The sequence below is a fragment of the Pseudomonas sp. 44 R 15 genome (assembly GCF_900004965.1).
GTDB classification, from domain to species: domain Bacteria; phylum Pseudomonadota; class Gammaproteobacteria; order Pseudomonadales; family Pseudomonadaceae; genus Aquipseudomonas; species Aquipseudomonas orientalis_A.
The window spans coordinates 40,694-57,959 of sequence record NZ_CVTU01000077.1 but is presented as its reverse complement, the minus strand read 5'-3'; the positions used below and the strand labels follow the sequence as shown (position 1 = coordinate 57,959).

General features: G+C 56.8%; 13 protein-coding genes and 2 rRNA genes. 10 read left to right on the top strand and 5 right to left on the bottom strand.

Going from position 1 to position 17,266, the window contains the following annotated elements:
• Positions 1–63: 63 nt before the first annotated feature.
• The 3 genes from BFP93_RS10015 to BFP93_RS10005 all read left to right on the top strand — a co-directional run bounded on the left by BFP93_RS10015 (position 64) and on the right by BFP93_RS10005 (position 4,943).
• Positions 64–2,955: ribosomal RNA gene (locus tag BFP93_RS10015) — 23S ribosomal RNA — on the top strand.
• Positions 2,956–3,112: 157 nt separating this feature from the next.
• Positions 3,113–3,228, top strand: a 5S ribosomal RNA gene (gene rrf / locus BFP93_RS10010).
• A 341-nt stretch (positions 3,229–3,569) separates the two neighbouring features.
• A complete protein-coding gene (locus tag BFP93_RS10005) occupies positions 3,570–4,943 on the top strand; it encodes an MFS transporter (protein WP_065892957.1) in 1,374 nt (457 codons plus the stop codon).
• 57 nt (positions 4,944–5,000) lie between these two features.
• Here BFP93_RS10005 and BFP93_RS10000 read toward each other — a convergent pair whose 3' ends face one another.
• The 4 genes from BFP93_RS10000 to flgA form a co-directional block, all read right to left on the bottom strand.
• Entirely contained in the window at positions 5,001–5,750 is a 750-nt protein-coding gene (locus tag BFP93_RS10000) for a flagellar brake protein (protein ID WP_065884808.1), read from the bottom strand.
• Between the two features lie 95 nt (positions 5,751–5,845).
• Positions 5,846–6,316 (bottom strand): flagellar protein FlgN, encoded by a 471-nt coding sequence (locus BFP93_RS09995; protein ID WP_065892956.1) that lies wholly within the window; start codon positions 6,314–6,316, stop codon positions 5,846–5,848.
• Positions 6,317–6,364: 48 nt separating this feature from the next.
• Positions 6,365–6,685 carry a flagellar biosynthesis anti-sigma factor FlgM gene (gene flgM, locus BFP93_RS09990; RefSeq protein WP_065884811.1) on the bottom strand — a complete coding sequence of 107 codons (321 nt, stop codon included), beginning with the start codon at positions 6,683–6,685 and terminating at the stop codon, positions 6,365–6,367.
• A 141-nt stretch (positions 6,686–6,826) separates the two neighbouring features.
• Complete coding sequence (flgA, locus tag BFP93_RS09985; protein WP_065892955.1) at positions 6,827–7,591, bottom strand: flagellar basal body P-ring formation chaperone FlgA; 765 nt, start codon at positions 7,589–7,591, stop codon at positions 6,827–6,829.
• A 75-nt stretch (positions 7,592–7,666) separates the two neighbouring features.
• Here flgA and BFP93_RS09980 point away from each other — a divergent pair, with 75 nt between their 5' ends.
• The 7 genes from BFP93_RS09980 to BFP93_RS09950 all read left to right on the top strand — a co-directional run bounded on the left by BFP93_RS09980 (position 7,667) and on the right by BFP93_RS09950 (position 13,916).
• The gene (locus BFP93_RS09980) at positions 7,667–8,599 is read left to right on the top strand and encodes a chemotaxis protein CheV (RefSeq protein WP_065884805.1); all 933 of its coding nucleotides are present in this window, start codon (positions 7,667–7,669) and stop codon (positions 8,597–8,599) included.
• 43 nt (positions 8,600–8,642) lie between these two features.
• Positions 8,643–9,470 (top strand): protein-glutamate O-methyltransferase CheR, encoded by an 828-nt coding sequence (gene cheR, locus BFP93_RS09975; RefSeq protein WP_065884804.1) that lies wholly within the window; start codon positions 8,643–8,645, stop codon positions 9,468–9,470.
• Positions 9,471–9,782: 312 nt separating this feature from the next.
• Positions 9,783–10,190 carry a flagellar basal body rod protein FlgB gene (gene flgB / locus BFP93_RS09970; RefSeq protein ID WP_065892954.1) on the top strand — a complete coding sequence of 136 codons (408 nt, stop codon included), beginning with the start codon at positions 9,783–9,785 and terminating at the stop codon, positions 10,188–10,190.
• 3 nt (positions 10,191–10,193) lie between these two features.
• On the top strand, positions 10,194–10,637 hold the full coding sequence (flgC, locus tag BFP93_RS09965) for a flagellar basal body rod protein FlgC (protein WP_065884802.1): 444 nt from the start codon (positions 10,194–10,196) through the stop codon (positions 10,635–10,637).
• A gap of 16 nt (positions 10,638–10,653) precedes the next feature.
• Complete coding sequence (gene flgD / locus BFP93_RS09960) at positions 10,654–11,373, top strand: flagellar hook assembly protein FlgD (RefSeq protein ID WP_065884801.1); 720 nt, start codon at positions 10,654–10,656, stop codon at positions 11,371–11,373.
• A 31-nt stretch (positions 11,374–11,404) separates the two neighbouring features.
• Complete coding sequence (gene flgE / locus BFP93_RS09955; protein WP_065892953.1) at positions 11,405–12,715, top strand: flagellar hook protein FlgE; 1,311 nt, start codon at positions 11,405–11,407, stop codon at positions 12,713–12,715.
• A gap of 175 nt (positions 12,716–12,890) precedes the next feature.
• On the top strand, positions 12,891–13,916 hold the full coding sequence (locus tag BFP93_RS09950; RefSeq protein WP_065892952.1) for a hypothetical protein: 1,026 nt from the start codon (positions 12,891–12,893) through the stop codon (positions 13,914–13,916).
• Between the two features lie 91 nt (positions 13,917–14,007).
• Here BFP93_RS09950 and BFP93_RS09945 read toward each other — a convergent pair whose 3' ends face one another.
• The gene (locus BFP93_RS09945; protein WP_065892951.1) at positions 14,008–16,899 is read right to left on the bottom strand and encodes a ribonucleoside-diphosphate reductase subunit alpha; all 2,892 of its coding nucleotides are present in this window, start codon (positions 16,897–16,899) and stop codon (positions 14,008–14,010) included.
• Between the last annotated feature and the right edge of the window lie 367 nt (positions 16,900–17,266).

The following is a 17,266-nucleotide window of genomic DNA, read 5'->3' as shown; positions in this document are numbered from 1 at the left end:
GAGAAATTCGAATTTTCGGCGAATGTTGTCTTCACAGTATAACCAGATTGCTTGGGGTTATATGGTCAAGTGAAGAAGCGCATACGGTGGATGCCTTGGCAGTCAGAGGCGATGAAAGACGTGGTAGCCTGCGAAAAGCTTCGGGGAGTCGGCAAACAGACTTTGATCCGGAGATGTCTGAATGGGGGAACCCAGCCATCATAAGATGGTTATCTTACGCTGAATACATAGGCGTAAGAGGCGAACCAGGGGAACTGAAACATCTAAGTACCCTGAGGAAAAGAAATCAACCGAGATTCCCTTAGTAGTGGCGAGCGAACGGGGACTAGCCCTTAAGTGGCTTTGAGATTAGCGGAACGCTCTGGAAAGTGCGGCCATAGTGGGTGATAGCCCTGTACGCGAAAATCTCTTAGTCATGAAATCGAGTAGGACGGAGCACGAGAAACTTTGTCTGAATATGGGGGGACCATCCTCCAAGGCTAAATACTACTGACTGACCGATAGTGAACTAGTACCGTGAGGGAAAGGCGAAAAGAACCCCGGAGAGGGGAGTGAAATAGATCCTGAAACCGTATGCGTACAAGCAGTGGGAGCCCACTTTGTTGGGTGACTGCGTACCTTTTGTATAATGGGTCAGCGACTTATTTTCAGTGGCGAGCTTAACCGAATAGGGGAGGCGTAGCGAAAGCGAGTCTTAATAGGGCGTCTAGTCGCTGGGAATAGACCCGAAACCGGGCGATCTATCCATGGGCAGGTTGAAGGTTGGGTAACACTAACTGGAGGACCGAACCGACTACCGTTGAAAAGTTAGCGGATGACCTGTGGATCGGAGTGAAAGGCTAATCAAGCTCGGAGATAGCTGGTTCTCCTCGAAAGCTATTTAGGTAGCGCCTCATGTATCACTGTAGGGGGTAGAGCACTGTTTCGGCTAGGGGGTCATCCCGACTTACCAAACCGATGCAAACTCCGAATACCTACAAGTGCCGAGCATGGGAGACACACGGCGGGTGCTAACGTCCGTCGTGAAAAGGGAAACAACCCAGACCGTCAGCTAAGGTCCCAAAGTTATGGTTAAGTGGGAAACGATGTGGGAAGGCTTAGACAGCTAGGAGGTTGGCTTAGAAGCAGCCACCCTTTAAAGAAAGCGTAATAGCTCACTAGTCGAGTCGGCCTGCGCGGAAGATGTAACGGGGCTCAAACCATACACCGAAGCTACGGGTATCACGTAAGTGATGCGGTAGAGGAGCGTTCTGTAAGCCTGTGAAGGTGAGTTGAGAAGCTTGCTGGAGGTATCAGAAGTGCGAATGCTGACATGAGTAACGACAATGGGTGTGAAAAACACCCACGCCGAAAGACCAAGGTTTCCTGCGCAACGTTAATCGACGCAGGGTTAGTCGGTCCCTAAGGCGAGGCTGAAAAGCGTAGTCGATGGAAAACAGGTTAATATTCCTGTACTTCTGGTTATTGCGATGGAGGGACGGAGAAGGCTAGGCCAGCTTGGCGTTGGTTGTCCAAGTTTAAGGTGGTAGGCTGGAATCTTAGGTAAATCCGGGATTCTAAGGCCGAGAGCTGATGACGAGTCATCTTTTAGATGACGAAGTGGTTGATGCCATGCTTCCAAGAAAAGCTTCTAAGCTTCAGGTAACCAGGAACCGTACCCCAAACCGACACAGGTGGTTGGGTAGAGAATACCAAGGCGCTTGAGAGAACTCGGGTGAAGGAACTAGGCAAAATGGCACCGTAACTTCGGGAGAAGGTGCGCCGGTGAGGGTGAAGGACTTGCTCCGTAAGCTCATGCCGGTCGAAGATACCAGGCCGCTGCGACTGTTTATTAAAAACACAGCACTCTGCAAACACGAAAGTGGACGTATAGGGTGTGACGCCTGCCCGGTGCCGGAAGGTTAATTGATGGGGTTAGCTAACGCGAAGCTCTTGATCGAAGCCCCGGTAAACGGCGGCCGTAACTATAACGGTCCTAAGGTAGCGAAATTCCTTGTCGGGTAAGTTCCGACCTGCACGAATGGCGTAACGATGGCGGCGCTGTCTCCACCCGAGACTCAGTGAAATTGAAATCGCTGTGAAGATGCAGTGTATCCGCGGCTAGACGGAAAGACCCCGTGAACCTTTACTATAGCTTTGCACTGGACTTTGAATTTGCTTGTGTAGGATAGGTGGGAGGCTTTGAAGCGTGGACGCCAGTCTGCGTGGAGCCAACCTTGAAATACCACCCTGGCAACTTTGAGGTTCTAACTCAGGTCCGTTATCCGGATCGAGGACAGTGTATGGTGGGTAGTTTGACTGGGGCGGTCTCCTCCTAAAGAGTAACGGAGGAGTACGAAGGTGCGCTCAGACCGGTCGGAAATCGGTCGTAGAGTATAAAGGCAAAAGCGCGCTTGACTGCGAGACAGACACGTCGAGCAGGTACGAAAGTAGGTCTTAGTGATCCGGTGGTTCTGTATGGAAGGGCCATCGCTCAACGGATAAAAGGTACTCCGGGGATAACAGGCTGATACCGCCCAAGAGTTCATATCGACGGCGGTGTTTGGCACCTCGATGTCGGCTCATCACATCCTGGGGCTGAAGCCGGTCCCAAGGGTATGGCTGTTCGCCATTTAAAGTGGTACGCGAGCTGGGTTTAGAACGTCGTGAGACAGTTCGGTCCCTATCTGCCGTGGACGTTTGAGATTTGAGAGGGGCTGCTCCTAGTACGAGAGGACCGGAGTGGACGAACCTCTGGTGTTCCGGTTGTCACGCCAGTGGCATTGCCGGGTAGCTATGTTCGGAATAGATAACCGCTGAAAGCATCTAAGCGGGAAACTAGCCTCAAGATGAGATCTCACTGGAACCTTGAGTTCCCTGAAGGGCCGTCGAAGACTACGACGTTGATAGGTTGGGTGTGTAAGCGCTGTGAGGCGTTGAGCTAACCAATACTAATTGCCCGTGAGGCTTGACCATATAACACCCAAGCAATTTGACTACTCTAACGAGCATCAGATTGCGGTGTGTGAAGACGAGATGAACCGAAAGTTCGACGCTCACAAAACACCGACAGCTGTCACATACCCAATTTGCTGAAGCGAGGCCATAAGGTCACGACTCAGTACCCGAATTTCTTGACGACCATAGAGCATTGGAACCACCTGATCCCATCCCGAACTCAGCAGTGAAACGATGCATCGCCGATGGTAGTGTGGGGTTTCCCCATGTGAGAGTAGGTCATCGTCAAGATTAAATTCCAGAACCCCTGTTTGCTAACGCAAACAGGGGTTTTGTTTTGGGCGCTCGAAAAGCCTGCGCATCGAACAGGCTCACCCTCTATGGATCGCTCTATTCAGGGCTTTTATCGCAGATATCCAAACACCAGTCGAACCTTGCACCTGATCCAGGTTCACAGGTGGTGCGCGGTATATTTATCTGCCCGCTATGTACCTTTCAGCCACGCAGTCAGCGTCTGAGCTTAAGCAAAATAATCCCTGGAAAAGGCTAATGCCGCCTGTCCGGACCCGACCAACGCGGACTATCATGCGATAGCCCTGTCCCCTCACTGCAAGGAGCCGCTCGGAACGCCGATGCGCCAGATCTGGAAATCTTTTCGAGCCCTTTATTTCGCCTCCTTGATGATGCTGATCGGCTCCGGCCTGCTCAGTACTTATTTAGCCTTGCGACTGGCGGCTGACCATGTCGACAGCCTGTGGGTGGGTGCGTTGATGGCGGCCAACTACTTTGGCCTGGTGCTGGGCGGCAAGATCGGGCACCGCTTGATCGCTCGTGTCGGGCATATACGCGCCTACGCGACCTGCGCCGGGATCGTCGGCGCGGCTGTGCTGGGGCACGGTTTGATCGATTGGCTGCCTGCCTGGATCGTCCTGCGGGTGATCGTGGGCCTGGGGATGATGTGCCAGTACATGGTCATTGAAAGCTGGCTCAATGAGCAGGCGGAGGCCAAGCAGCGTGGCGTAGTGTTCAGCGGCTATATGATCGCTTCCTACCTCGGTCTCGTACTGGGCCAGCTGATACTGGTCATGCATCCCCATCTGGGGCTTGAACTGCTGATGCTGGTCGCGCTGTGCTTTGCCCTGTGCCTGGTGCCGGTGGCCATGACCCGACGTATTCACCCCGCACCGCTGCATCCGGCGCCGATGGAGCCGCGTTTCTTTATCAAGCGCGTGCCACAGTCCCTCAGCACGGTGCTGGGGGCTGGACTGATCGTGGGCTCGTTCTATGGCCTGGCGCCGCTCTATGCCTCCCAGCAGGGGTTGACGACCGAGCAAGTCGGCCTGTTCATGGGCTCCTGCATTTTTGCGGGACTGCTCGTGCAGTGGCCGCTGGGCTGGTTGTCCGACCGCTATGACCGCGCGCTGCTGATCCGCTGCTTTGCCTTGTGTCTGGCAGTGGCGGCATTGCCCTTGGCGATCATGACTCAGGTTCCGTTGGAAGTGCTGTTCGTAGCGGGCTTCTTTTGTTCACTTGTGCAGTTTTGTCTGTACCCGTTGGCCGTGGCTTTTTCCAACGACCACGTAGAAGGTGATCGCCGGGTCTCGCTGACGGCCATGTTGCTGGTGACTTACGGAGTGGGCGCCAGTATCGGCCCGCTTCTGGCAGGTGTGGTGATGAAGCTGTTCGGCAGCCAGATGCTGTACGCGTTTTTCAGCCTCTGCGCGTTGATCCTGGTATGGCGCATACGGCCGAAGGCGGTGACCAACTTGCATCAGGTAGACGATGCGCCGCTGCATCACGTGGCGATGCCTGACAGTATGTCCAGCTCGCCGTTGGTGGCAGCCCTTGACCCGCGGGTAGATGAACAGGTGGTGCAAGAGCAGATGCAGGCCACTGTTCCTGAACCGGACCCAGAACCTGTCGTCGACGAGCCGGCTGTCGAGGTAGCGCCTGAGTCGACAGACTCGGAAGACCATCCCCACGACTTGAGCAGAGCGCGCCCCTGAACGGAAAACGGGCAGACCCTATCAGGATCTGCCCGTTTTCACTTCAGCGTTCGAGGCTTAAAAGTCGTCGTCCTTGTCGAAGCGTCGAGCTTCACGCTGCAGCTGATACACAAAGCGTTCTACCTGGCGCTGCACCAAACCGCTCATGTTATGAAAGCGCACGCCGGCAAACGTGGTGTTGATCCTGTCTTCGAAATGCAGGTAACGCAACTCGACAGCGGTAGTCATGTTGCCGAATGGCAGCGCGGCGATGAAGCGGTCGTAGACCTGCCCCAGTTGCAGGCGTTCGGCGATGTCGCCTTCAAAGCGCAATTTGCATCCAGTGGCGGAAATGTCCAGCAACTTGCCGTTGACCGGAGCCTTGAGCTTTTCGCCGCCCAATTCGATATTGACCAACTGCGCCAATTTCAGTGCCGCGCGAAATGCATTGCGACGCTGATGATAGACCACCTCACCGGGCATGCTGCCACTGTAGATACGGTGACCATCCTTCTCGCTGATGCTCAGCGTGCCGTTACTCTCCCAGGCGACCCGGACACCGTCATGAAAACCTTCGACGCGGAAGGGTTCGCCATTTTCGAGGTGACGTTCACCGTCACGCGGAATCATTTCGTCCAGCACCAGCGTCTTGCTGTCCCGGTCGATGTCCACAAGGTAGCTTTGGAAGCGTTGGCTGCGTTCGTGGAAAGTGATGATCAATGGATCATGGCTTTCCTGGAGCATCCGCAGCGTGCTGGCGATTTCCAAAGGTGTGGTAAGAACCTTGGGTGGCTGCGGTGCATCTTCCGCATTAAGGGCGTTGAACACGGTTGTTCCATCTCCAGGAAAATACGACTACACGCAAGAACCGGCATTTTGCCAGTATGTAGCGCACCTTGGATAGGCCGCGCTTTGAACCGCTGTCAGGCTTGGCTGCGGGTGCTTGGCTTGACCAGGCGTGAAGTGGACCCCTGGGCGTTATACAGGGCCGGGGGCTCGCCGCCGTGAAGAATACGTAACTGATTGGCCGTGGTGGCTTGCTGTAGCTGAATCGACTGGCCGTTGAGCAGATTGGCTTCCTGGCACTGGGTGAGCAGGTGATTGAGCGCTTTGCTTTGCGTCAGCAACTGATCGCCGACCGAGGAATGGCTTGCCAACTGTGCCAGGCCGTCGTGATCGGCGGGCAGGCCCAGGCTGTTGAGGATCTCGCTGCGCTTCGTGCCGTGCTGTTCGAGCAGCACAATCAGCGATTGTTTGCGCGCGAGTATTTCTTCGAGCAAAGGCATATCCCGGCCATACAGGGCCAGGGACTCTTCTTTTAGCAGCTCGAGCAGTTGTTGCGTCGGCGCCAGATCATCAATGATCAGTTGAAGCAAATGTTCGTCGTGGTGCATGGCTGGCCTTGGGTTTTAAGCGTCCAGAAGCCCAGCGCAGGCCTTTGCCTAGCGCTCGGCTTCGAAGTTAAGCAGCTTGCTGGCTACACGGTTGCTGTCGACTGTGTAACTGCCATCGGCGATAGCCTGTTTCAACTCGGCCACGCGGGCTTTATTGACAACCGGTTGATCGCGCAGCGAGTCAGTGACCTTCTGCAACTGCTGAGCCTCATTACTCAGGTGAACCGACTCCCCACTCTGGCTCGCACTCGCCTGCTCTGCCTTGGCCGGCAGGGGCTGGGACTTGGCTTCCACGTTTTCCTTGCCGGCAGTACGCGTAGTGCCTGACGTCGTCGGGGTGTTATTTAAACGGCTGAAATCAATGACCATGATCAAAAAACCTCTGGGTATTTGGACGCTTGCCATGTTTTCGGCAATACCCGGACAAACTTTAGGCGCGAATGACAATAAATCTCCGCACGGAGCACTCTATGCACAGTGTAGGAAAACCTGGCGCCCCGTACCAGTCATCTATAACGCCACCTCGACTTGGCCCGGAGCTGTCACTCGCGCCTTGATCACGCGGTTGGAGTTGAGGTTCTTGACGCGAATCTGTTCGCTCATGCCACCGTTGGACAGCGCTTCCCCCGGCATTTTTACGTTCAACCCGCCGCTGCTGGCGGAAATCACGACCTGGTCACCTTTACGAATGACTTCAGCCTGCTCCAGGTGAACCAGGGTAATCACTTGGTCGGTGACCACTGGTCGGGTGAGCCGCTGCCCGATCGCCTGGTCCAAGGAGGTCAGGTAACCCTGGTTGATCAGGCTGATATCCCGTTCACGCAGTGCAACGTCGTCATCGCCAATGATGCCGGTGCGCTTCAACGGCCGTGCCACCACGACGACGTCGCGGAACAATTTGACTTGAGCCGGTACAAACACCGTCCAGGGTGAGGCGCCTTCACAGCGTACTTTTACGGTGACACGGCCAATGGGCTGGGCCGGGCTTTCCAGGGTGGCTGTCAATTCCTTGTCACACATCGGCATGCGCAGGCGCGGGTCCAACTGATTGACCTGGATCTCATAGCGCCCCGGTGTCTGGGTGGTCTCCAGATAATCTTCTACAGTGTATTCAAGAAAGCCCTGGGTGACGCCGATAAGGAGATCAGGCAGGGTGACGTTGTCGGCGCGAGCGGTGACGCCCACGCCCCAGACAAGCAGCGCCATCGCGGCGCAGAGCAGTCTGCGATACTTTGGGCGGCAAGCGCGTCGGGAAACTGTCGTTTTAATATCCATAGCCAACCAAATAGCAAAGCTCGTGCCGTTTAGTGTTGGGTACGCATCGTACCTCTGGGATTTAGGAGTCTGGGCATGGCAGGTGTAATGGATTCAGTAAACCAGCGCACACAGCTGGTAGGGCAGAATCGCCTGGAGTTGTTGCTTTTTCGCCTGGACGGCAAGCAGCTGTACGGGATCAACGTGTTTAAAGTGCGCGAAGTGCTGCAGTGTCCCAAGCTGACGATCATGCCCAAGTCCAGTCCGGTGGTGTGTGGCGTTGCCAATATACGTGGCGCGACCATCCCCATTCTTGACTTGGCAATGGCCACCGGGTCCTCTGGTTTGCAGGACCGCGAGAGCCCGTTCGTGATCATTACCGAGTACAACACCAAGACCCAGGGGTTTCTGGTGCGCTCGGTGGAACGTATCGTCAACATGAACTGGGAAGAGATTCATCCGCCGCCCAAGGGCACCGGGCGCGATCATTACCTCACGGCGGTGACGCGGGTGGATAACCAGTTGGTCGAGATCATCGACGTGGAGAAAATCCTCGCCGAGGTCGCGCCCACCTCGGAAACGATTTCCGTCGGGGTCGTGGATGCCGAGACGGCACACAAGGCGGTATCCCTGCGCGTGTTGACCGTGGACGACTCCTCTGTCGCGCGCAAGCAGGTCACGCGTTGCCTGCAAACCGTTGGCGTCGAGGTCGTAGCCCTTAATGATGGGCGCCAAGCCTTGGATTACCTGCGCAAGTTGGTGGACGAGGGCAAGAAGCCGGAAGAAGAGTTCCTGATGATGATTTCCGACATTGAAATGCCGGAAATGGACGGATACACCCTCACGGCTGAAATACGCAACGATCCACGCATGCAAAAATTGCACATCATCCTGCATACTTCGTTGTCGGGGGTATTCAATCAGGCCATGGTCAAGAAGGTCGGTGCAGATGACTTCCTGGCCAAATTCCGGCCTGATGACCTCGCATCCCGGGTAGTCGACCGGATCAAGGCAGCAGATCACGGCTAGGGGCATTTCTCCTGGCGGTCACACGATTTAAGAGGCGGTACCATTGTCTACGGGTAATTTGGATTTCGAACAGTTCCGGGTCTTCCTGGAAAAAGCCTGTGGCATATTGCTCGGTGAAAACAAGCAGTACCTGGTATCCAGCCGTCTCAACAAGCTGATGGAACAGCAGGGCATCAAATCCCTGGGTGAGCTGGTCCAGCGTATCCAGGGGCAGCCGCGCAGCGGGCTCAAGGAGATGGTGGTCGATGCCATGACCACCAACGAAACCTTATGGTTTCGCGATACCTACCCCTTTGAGGTGCTCAAGAACAAAGTGCTGCCCGAAGCCATCAAGGCCAGCCCGGGCCAGCGCCTGCGCATCTGGTCGGCGGCATGCTCCTCGGGACAGGAACCTTATTCGATCTCCATGACCATCGACGAGTTCGAGCGGACCAACATGGGCCAGTTGAAAGCCGGCGCGCAAATTGTGGCGACGGACCTCTCCGGCAGCATGCTCACCAACTGCAAGACCGGTGAGTACGACAGCCTGGCCCTGGGCCGAGGCCTGTCCCAGGAACGTTTGCAGCGCTATTTTGACCCGAAGGGGGCAGGGCGCTGGGCGATCAAGGCGCCGATCAAGAACCGCGTCGAGTTCCGCTCGTTCAACTTGCTCGACAGCTACGCCAGCCTGGGCAAGTTCGACATGGTGTTCTGTCGCAACGTGCTGATCTACTTCTCGGCCGAAGTGAAGAAGGACATCCTTTTGCGCATCCATGGCACGCTCAAGCGCGGCGGGTATCTATTCCTTGGCGCGTCGGAAGCCTTGAACGGCTTGCCGGACCACTACCAGATGGTGCAGTGCAGCCCGGGAATCATCTACCAGGCCAAATAACAACATTTACCCGGTAAAAAGTGTGGGAGGGGGCTTGCCCCCGATGGCGGTGGGTCAGTCAGCTATTCATGACATGACACACCGCTATCGGGGGCAAGCCCCCTCCCACATTTGTTTCGCGGCACTTTCAACGGTAGCGGCAATCCTTCCATTGCCGCTTTACTGGCGCCACGCGGAAAGCACTTGCCGCTTTTCTGGCATTGCCGCCGGCAATTTCTCTGCAAGCCCTTGATATACGGGGCTTGGTCACATTGGCATGCACCTTGCTATAACCCTGCTAACGAACAGCAGGTCAGCCTAAAGGTTTCCGCCATGAGCATCAGCTTCGATAAAGCGCTCGGTATCCACGAAAAAGCCCTGGGCTTCCGCGCCCAGCGTGCCGAAGTCCTGGCCAACAACATTGCCAACGCCGACACCCCGAACTACAAGGCTCGGGACCTGGACTTCTCCGCCGTGCTCGCCGCACAGCAGGACAAGACCAAAAACGGCGCCTTCGCCTTGAACATGACCAACAGCCGTCATATTGAAGCGCAAGGCCTGAGCAGTGGTGACGAGTCGCTGCTGTATCGCACGCCGATGCAGCCGTCGATCGACCAGAACACCGTTGATGCTCAACTGGAACAATCGAACTACGCCGAAAACTCGGTGAACTTCCAGGCCAGCTTCACCCTGCTCAACAGCAAATTCAAAGGGCTGATGTCAGCCCTGCGTGGAGAATAAGCCATGTCCCTGTCCAGTGTTTTCAATATTGCCGGCAGTGGCATGAGCGCGCAGACCACGCGTTTGAACACCGTCGCCAGTAACATCGCCAACGCCGAGACCGTGTCTTCGAGCATTGACCAGACTTACCGCGCCCGTCATCCGGTATTTGCCACCATGTTCCAGGGCGGCCAGGGCGGCGGCAGTGATTCGCTGTTCCAGAACCAGGATGCCGCCGGGCAAGGCGTGCAGGTACTGGGTGTGGTCGAGGACCAGAGCAACCTCGAAGCGCGTTACGAGCCCAATCATCCGGCAGCGAACGAAAAGGGTTATGTCTACTACCCCAACGTCAACGTGGTCGAGGAGATGGCCGACATGATTTCCGCCAGCCGTTCGTTCCAGACCAACGCGGAAATGATGAACACCGCCAAAACCATGATGCAGAAGGTCCTGACCCTGGGTCAGTGATAAGGGGCGCCAAATAATGGCCATCGTTGATACGTCGAACAACACGGCAGTCCAGGACCTGTTCAACTCCAAGGTCAAGGACGCTTCAAACAATGTAGCGAATGTTTCCAAGGCTGCCACCGGCAACCAGGCGTTGGGCAAGGATGCATTCCTGCAACTGCTGGTCACCCAGCTGAAAAACCAGAACCCGTTGTCGCCACAGGACAACGGTGCCTTCGTGGCGCAGTTGGCCCAGTTCAGCAGCCTGGAAGGCATCAACACCCTGAACGACTCGGTAAACAACATCTCGAGCAACTTCAGCTCGTCGCAGGCGCTGCAGGCTTCGTCGCTGGTGGGACGTTCGATCATCACCCAGACCGACAAGGCACTGGTCGATACCAGCAAGAGCATGAACGGGTCGGTGGCGGTAACGGCGGCAACGGGCAACGTCTCGATCAAGATCACCGACAAGGACGGCAACGTGGTGCGCACCCTCGATATGGGCGCCCAGAGCGCGGGTTCGTCGGACTTCATCTGGGATGGCAAAAACGATAAGGGTGAGGTTGCCCCAGCCGGCACTTACACCTTCGCGGCCTCCGCCAAGAGCGACAAGGGCGACGCGGTTGCCCTGGCTACTTCACTGCCGGCAACGGTGACCAGCGTGACGCTGAGCAAGACTGGTGGCGAAATGCTGTTGAACCTTGCAGGCGGCATGGGCAGCGTCAAGCTGTCGCAAATTCAGACTATCGGTACATAGAGCCGGCTAACAACGGCAGAGGGAGAGAAACATGTCTTTTAATATCGGCCTTAGCGGCCTCTATGCGGCCAACAAACAACTGGACGTGACCGGCAACAACATTGCCAACGTGGCGACCACTGGTTTCAAGTCGTCCCGTGCAGAGTTCGCGGACATCTACGCGGCGTCCAAACTGGGCACCGGGAAGAACAGCATCGGCAATGGCGTGAACCTGGCGGCGGTGTCGCAGCAATTCACCCAGGGTGACGTGAATGGCAGCGGCGGCATCCTGGACATGGCGATCCAGGGCGGCGGTTTCTTCGTGCAGAAGGGCAGTGACGGTTCGCTGGAATACACCCGCAGCGGTGCGTTCCGTGCCGACAAAGACGGCTACATCACCAACAACAGCGGTACCTCGCGCCTGCAAGGCTACGCGGCGGATGATAACGGAAAAATCAACAAGGGCGGCCTGACCGACCTGCAACTGAACCTGACGAACCTGCCGCCCAAGGCCTCCACCAAAGTGGACTCCGCCAGTAACCTGAACTCCTCGGAGCCGGTGATCGATCAAACGGCCAAGCCATTCGATCCCACCAAGACCGATACCTTTACCACGCAATACAGCACCACCTTGTACGATTCCCAGGGCAACGCTCACCCGATGGTGCAGTACCTGGTGAAAACCGACGGCAACAAGTGGAATGCCTACACCCTGATCGACGGCCGCAACCCTGACGGTTCTTCCCCGACGGGCACCCCATCGACCCCACCTGTGGCGTCGACCCTGACCTTCGATGGCGCGGGCAAACTCACCAGTGTGGTGACCGGTGGTGTATCCGATAAGACCCTCACCGTTGCCGGTTGGGTCCCGGGCACGGTGACCAATGGTGTGTGGAAGGCCAACGGTGCGAATGCCAACCCGGGTGGGATTGCGGTCAACATGGCCAACATCACCCAGTACAACTCGGCCACCTACCGTAACCCTCCGGTGACCGATGGCTATGCCACCGGCCAGATCACCGGCCTGAAGATCGACGGCAGCGGCGTATTGTTCGCCACTTTCAGCAACCAGCAGAGCAAGGCTATCGGCCAGATCTCGCTGGCCAGCTTCAACAACGAACAAGGCCTGCAACCCGCCGGCAGCACCACCTGGAAAGAAACCTTCGCGTCGGGCCAACCGGGTTATGACACCCCGCAATCCGGCACCCTGGGCTCGATCGTGGCCAACTCCCTGGAGAACTCCAACGTCAACCTGACCAATGAGTTGGTGGACCTGATCAAGGCCCAGAGCAACTACCAGGCGAACGCCAAGACCATCTCCACCCAGAGCACCATCATGCAGACCATCATTCAGATGACGTGATGCGCCGGCGCTCCACAGGAAGCCCCTCGTAAGAGGGGCTTTTTTGTGCCCGTAGGAAAAGTGTCGGCGACATATAGGGTTACGCGCAGACATGCGCCGCACGGAACGCGGCATGCCCGCCTTGCCACTGATCGGATCATAGCCGAGAGGCTCAGCCATCATAGGGGGCGGGGATATGTGGGGGACAGGTGTTTTCGCAGCCGATAGCAAGCGCGCAGGACCGCTACATGTCAGGGTTGCGGATCAGTCGAAACCGGTAGCGCCTGACGCCGACAAGGCAACGGTTAAAACCCTGCTTAACCAACTGTTTGAGGCGCAGCAGTCGGGCAAGACGCAGACAGTTCAGGACACGCGCGACAAGTTGAATGCGCTGCGTGAGAAGTTGGGGGACGAGAAGTTCAAGGCGATTCTCGAGCAGCTCAAGAGCGATGTCAGTGAAGCCTGGTGGGCTTGGTTGAAGGCGCTCTTTCCAGAATTGTTTGCGGATGAAGACGGCCCCTCTCCCGCTCCTTCTCCTACGCCGCCAGGTGGTGGTGGCGGCGTGAATCGAGCGGATTTTGGCCCTCGTGACTCGATGAGCGACTTGCCGATCACCAGCGGCGCTAGCCATTTTGACTATAGAGTAGATAACAGCAATCCTGGTGTTGCACCCAAAAATATCTGGAGTGGCTTCAGCCAAGGCTTCACCGGAAATTGTGTCACCGTTTCAGCAATAAAGGCTGCAATGCAGCAGTTCGGCCAAAAACCTACCGATGTGTTTAAAAATGTAGCGGAGGCGGGTAATGGTTGGGATGTGGTGATGCGAGATGGTGTGCAGGTCCATGTATCCAAAGACGAACTGAAGCAGGCCGCCCGTTTCGCTAATTTCAGAGGCGATGATGCCTCGATGATGACTGATGCGAACTTCATGTATGCCGCAAGTGCCAAGCGGGCGCAGAAGGAAGGGAATGACGGGAAGACCAACCTCAGCTTTTATGAAGCAATGCGCACTCTCAACGATGGAGAGGTGGCTCGTGAAGGTCTGGATCGTTTAGGGCTGCGTGGGCTATATCGGCAAGGTACTCATGCTGATTTCGCCAATGGAAAAATAGGTACTGTGGAATATAAAAGCCATTCCATGGCAGTTATCGGTAATCGGGTCGAGCTATGGGGAAAGCGCGGAGGGGTTCCGGAGCCTGGCATAGTCAGTGTATTTATATAAGCAGTCAAAAGAAAAACCCCGGTAAATCCATTTAAAGCCTGGAGTTACCGGGGTTTTTCATTTGCCTTTAGCCGCTAGCAAGCTCTGCGGCCTATTGGCAAGCCTCACAATCCGGCTCATCAATCGCACACGCCTTCGGCACTGGCGCAGGTCCAGCTGGCGCGGCGAGAACCGAGTCATCACCATGGTTGCCGCTGGAAACGGCGTTCAGCTTGCCAGTGTTGATGGTCGACTTCTCGGTGCTGGTCGCGGCCAGGGCACGGAGGTAGTAAGTGGTTTTCAGGCCACGGTACCACGCCATGCGGTAGGTCACGTCGAGCTTCTTGCCCGAAGCACCGGCGATGTAGAGGTTCAGGGACTGCGCCTGGTCGATCCACTTCTGACGACGGCTGGCGGCGTCAACGATCCACTTGGTGTCCACTTCGAACGCGGTTGCGTAGAGCTCTTTGAGTTCCTGCGGGATGCGCTCGATCTGTTGCACGGAACCATCGTAGTACTTCAGGTCGTTGATCATCACCGAGTCCCACAGGCCACGGGCTTTCAGGTCGCGGACCAGGTACGGGTTGATCACGGTGAACTCGCCCGACAGGTTCGATTTCACATACAGGTTCTGGTAGGTCGGTTCGATCGACTGCGACACGCCGGTAATGTTGGCGATGGTTGCGGTCGGTGCGATGGCCATGATGTTGGAGTTACGAATGCCTTTCTGCACACGGGCACGTACCGGCGCCCAGTCCAGGGATTCGTTCAGGTCAACGTCGATGTACTTCTGGCCACGCTGCTCGATCAGGATCTGTTGCGAGTCCAGCGGCAGGATGCCCTTGGACCACAACGAACCCTGGAACGTCTCATAGGCGCCGCGCTCGTCGGCCAGGTCGCAGGAAGCCTGGATAGCGTAGTAGCTGACCGCCTCCATGGACTTGTCGGCGAACTCGACGGCAGCATCGGAACCGTAAGGAATGTGCTGCAGGTACAAGGCGTCCTGGAAGCCCATGATGCCCAGGCCGACCGGACGGTGCTTGAAGTTGGAGTTCTGCGCCTGTGGCACCGAGTAGTAGTTGATGTCGATAACGTTATCGAGCATGCGTACGGCGGTGTTGACGGTGCGTTCCAGCTTGGCGGTGTCCAGCTTGCCGTTGACGATATGGTTCGGCAGGTTGATCGAGCCCAGGTTGCAGACGGCGATCTCGTCCTTGTTGGTGTTCAAGGTGATCTCGGTGCACAGGTTCGAGCTGTGGACCACGCCCACGTGCTGCTGCGGGCTGCGCAGGTTGCACGGGTCCTTGAAGGTCAGCCATGGGTGGCCGGTTTCGAACAGCATCGACAGCATCTTGCGCCACAGGTCTTTGGCCTGGATGGTCTTGAACAGCTTGATTTTGCCAGGGTACTGGGCCAGGGCTTCGTAGTACTCGTAACGCTCCTCGAAGGCCTTGCCGGTCAGGTCGTGCAGGTCCGGCACTTCGGACGGCGAGAACAGGGTCCACTGGCCGTCATCGAAGACACGCTTCATGAACAGGTCAGGGATCCAGTTGGCGGTGTTCATGTCGTGGGTACGACGACGATCATCACCGGTGTTCTTGCGCAGCTCGATGAATTCTTCAATGTCCATGTGCCAGGTTTCCAGGTAGGCACATACAGCGCCTTTGCGCTTGCCACCCTGGTTCACGGCAACGGCGGTGTCGTTCACCACTTTAAGGAACGGCACGACGCCCTGGGATTTACCATTGGTGCCCTTGATGTACGAACCCAGTGCACGCACCGGGGTCCAGTCATTGCCCAGGCCGCCGGCGAATTTGGACAACATGGCGTTGTCGTGGATCGCGTGGTAGATGCCCGACAGGTCATCCGGCACGGTGGTCAGGTAGCAGCTCGACAGCTGTGGACGCAGGGTGCCGGCGTTGAACAGGGTCGGGGTCGACGACATGTAGTCGAAGGACGACAACAGGTTGTAGAACTCGATCGCACGGTCTTCCTTGTGCTTCTCTTCGATCGCCAGGCCCATGGCCACACGCATGAAGAACACTTGCGGCAGTTCGAAGCGGATCCCGTCCTTGTGGATGAAGTAACGGTCGTACAGGGTTTGCAGGCCCAGGTAGGTGAACTGCTGGTCGCGCTCGTGGTTGATCGCCTTGCCGAGTTTTTCCAGGTCGAAGGTGGCCAGGATCGGGTTGAGCAATTCGAATTCGATACCCTTGGCGATGTAGGCCGGCAGGGCCTTGGCGTACAGGTCGGCCATCTCGTGGTGGGTGGCGCTGTCGGCGACACCGAGGAAGCCCAGGCCTTCGGCGCGCAGGGTGTCCATCAGCAGGCGCGCGGTGACGAACGAGTAGTTCGGCTCGCGTTCAACCAGGGTACGGGCGGTCATCACCAGGGCGGTGTTGACGTCGGTCAGGGCCACGCCGTCGTACAGGTTCTTCAGGGTTTCGCGCTGGATCAGGTCACCGTCGACTTCTTCCAGGCCTTCGCAGGCCTCGGTGATGATGGTGTTCAGGCGGCCCAGGTCCAGTGGCGCAAAGCTGCCATCGGCCAGGGTGATGCGGATCGACGGGTGCGCTTGCACGGCGTCGGCGGATGGCGCGTGTACGGCACGTTCCTTGGCGCGCGAATCGCGGTAGATCACGTAGTCACGGGCAACTTTCTGCTCGCCGGCACGCATCAGGGCCAGTTCGACCTGGTCCTGGATTTCTTCGATGTGGATGGTGCCGCCCGATGGCATGCGACGCTTGAAGGTCGCGGTGACCTGTTCGGTCAGGCGGGCAACGGTGTCGTGGATGCGCGACGAAGCAGCAGCGGTGCCGCCTTCAACTGCAAGAAACGCTTTGGTGATGGCGACGGTGATTTTGTCATCGGTGTAAGGAACGACAGTGCCGTTACGCTTGATCACGCGCAATTGGCCAGGTGCGGTGGCGGACAGATCCATATTCGAATCGGCGGCCTGCGGCACGGAGCCCTGCGGGTTCTCGCGAGTTGTGTCGGTTTGCATGGGGGGTTGTCTCCACGTTCTATATTTGATTGCGAGTGCCAGGCTTTCCTGCAACACCCGTACCGTTTTCCATATCTTTGGATGAAAAACAGCTGCCATCCGCGTGAGCGGTTTGGTCTACTGAAAATCGGTTGGTTCCACGCTGCGCCAGCAATAAAGCGCTTGAATTTCGAGCCGCTTATGTGGTTGGACGCTTTCCGCCAAAACCCTACATGTAGGGTCTCTTGAAGTGCCGAGGTACAAGATAATGCGTTTTACAGGTGTTAGCAACGCACTAACCTGTGGATAACACTGTGAGTAAAATGTGTAAGAAAGGTTGAAGGGGCGTGTAGGCCGCATTACTGCTGGATTGCGCCGTTTGTCATTA

What these genes read in the sequence shown, in the direction of transcription:
- BFP93_RS10005 (WP_065892957.1), top strand. Translation starts at nt 3,570, where the DNA reads ATGCGCCAGATCTGGAAATCTTTTCGAGCCCTTTATTTCGCCTCCTTG.
- BFP93_RS09995 (WP_065892956.1), bottom strand. Translation starts at nt 6,316, where the DNA reads ATGCACCACGACGAACATTTGCTTCAACTGATCATTGATGATCTGGCG.
- flgM (WP_065884811.1), bottom strand. Translation starts at nt 6,685, where the DNA reads ATGGTCATTGATTTCAGCCGTTTAAATAACACCCCGACGACGTCAGGC.
- flgA (WP_065892955.1), bottom strand. Translation starts at nt 7,591, where the DNA reads ATGGATATTAAAACGACAGTTTCCCGACGCGCTTGCCGCCCAAAGTAT.
- BFP93_RS09980 (WP_065884805.1), top strand. Translation starts at nt 7,667, where the DNA reads ATGGCAGGTGTAATGGATTCAGTAAACCAGCGCACACAGCTGGTAGGG.
- flgB (WP_065892954.1), top strand. Translation starts at nt 9,783, where the DNA reads ATGAGCATCAGCTTCGATAAAGCGCTCGGTATCCACGAAAAAGCCCTG.
- flgC (WP_065884802.1), top strand. Translation starts at nt 10,194, where the DNA reads ATGTCCCTGTCCAGTGTTTTCAATATTGCCGGCAGTGGCATGAGCGCG.
- flgD (WP_065884801.1), top strand. Translation starts at nt 10,654, where the DNA reads ATGGCCATCGTTGATACGTCGAACAACACGGCAGTCCAGGACCTGTTC.
- flgE (WP_065892953.1), top strand. Translation starts at nt 11,405, where the DNA reads ATGTCTTTTAATATCGGCCTTAGCGGCCTCTATGCGGCCAACAAACAA.
- BFP93_RS09950 (WP_065892952.1), top strand. Translation starts at nt 12,891, where the DNA reads ATGTGGGGGACAGGTGTTTTCGCAGCCGATAGCAAGCGCGCAGGACCG.
- BFP93_RS09945 (WP_065892951.1), bottom strand. Translation starts at nt 16,899, where the DNA reads ATGCAAACCGACACAACTCGCGAGAACCCGCAGGGCTCCGTGCCGCAG.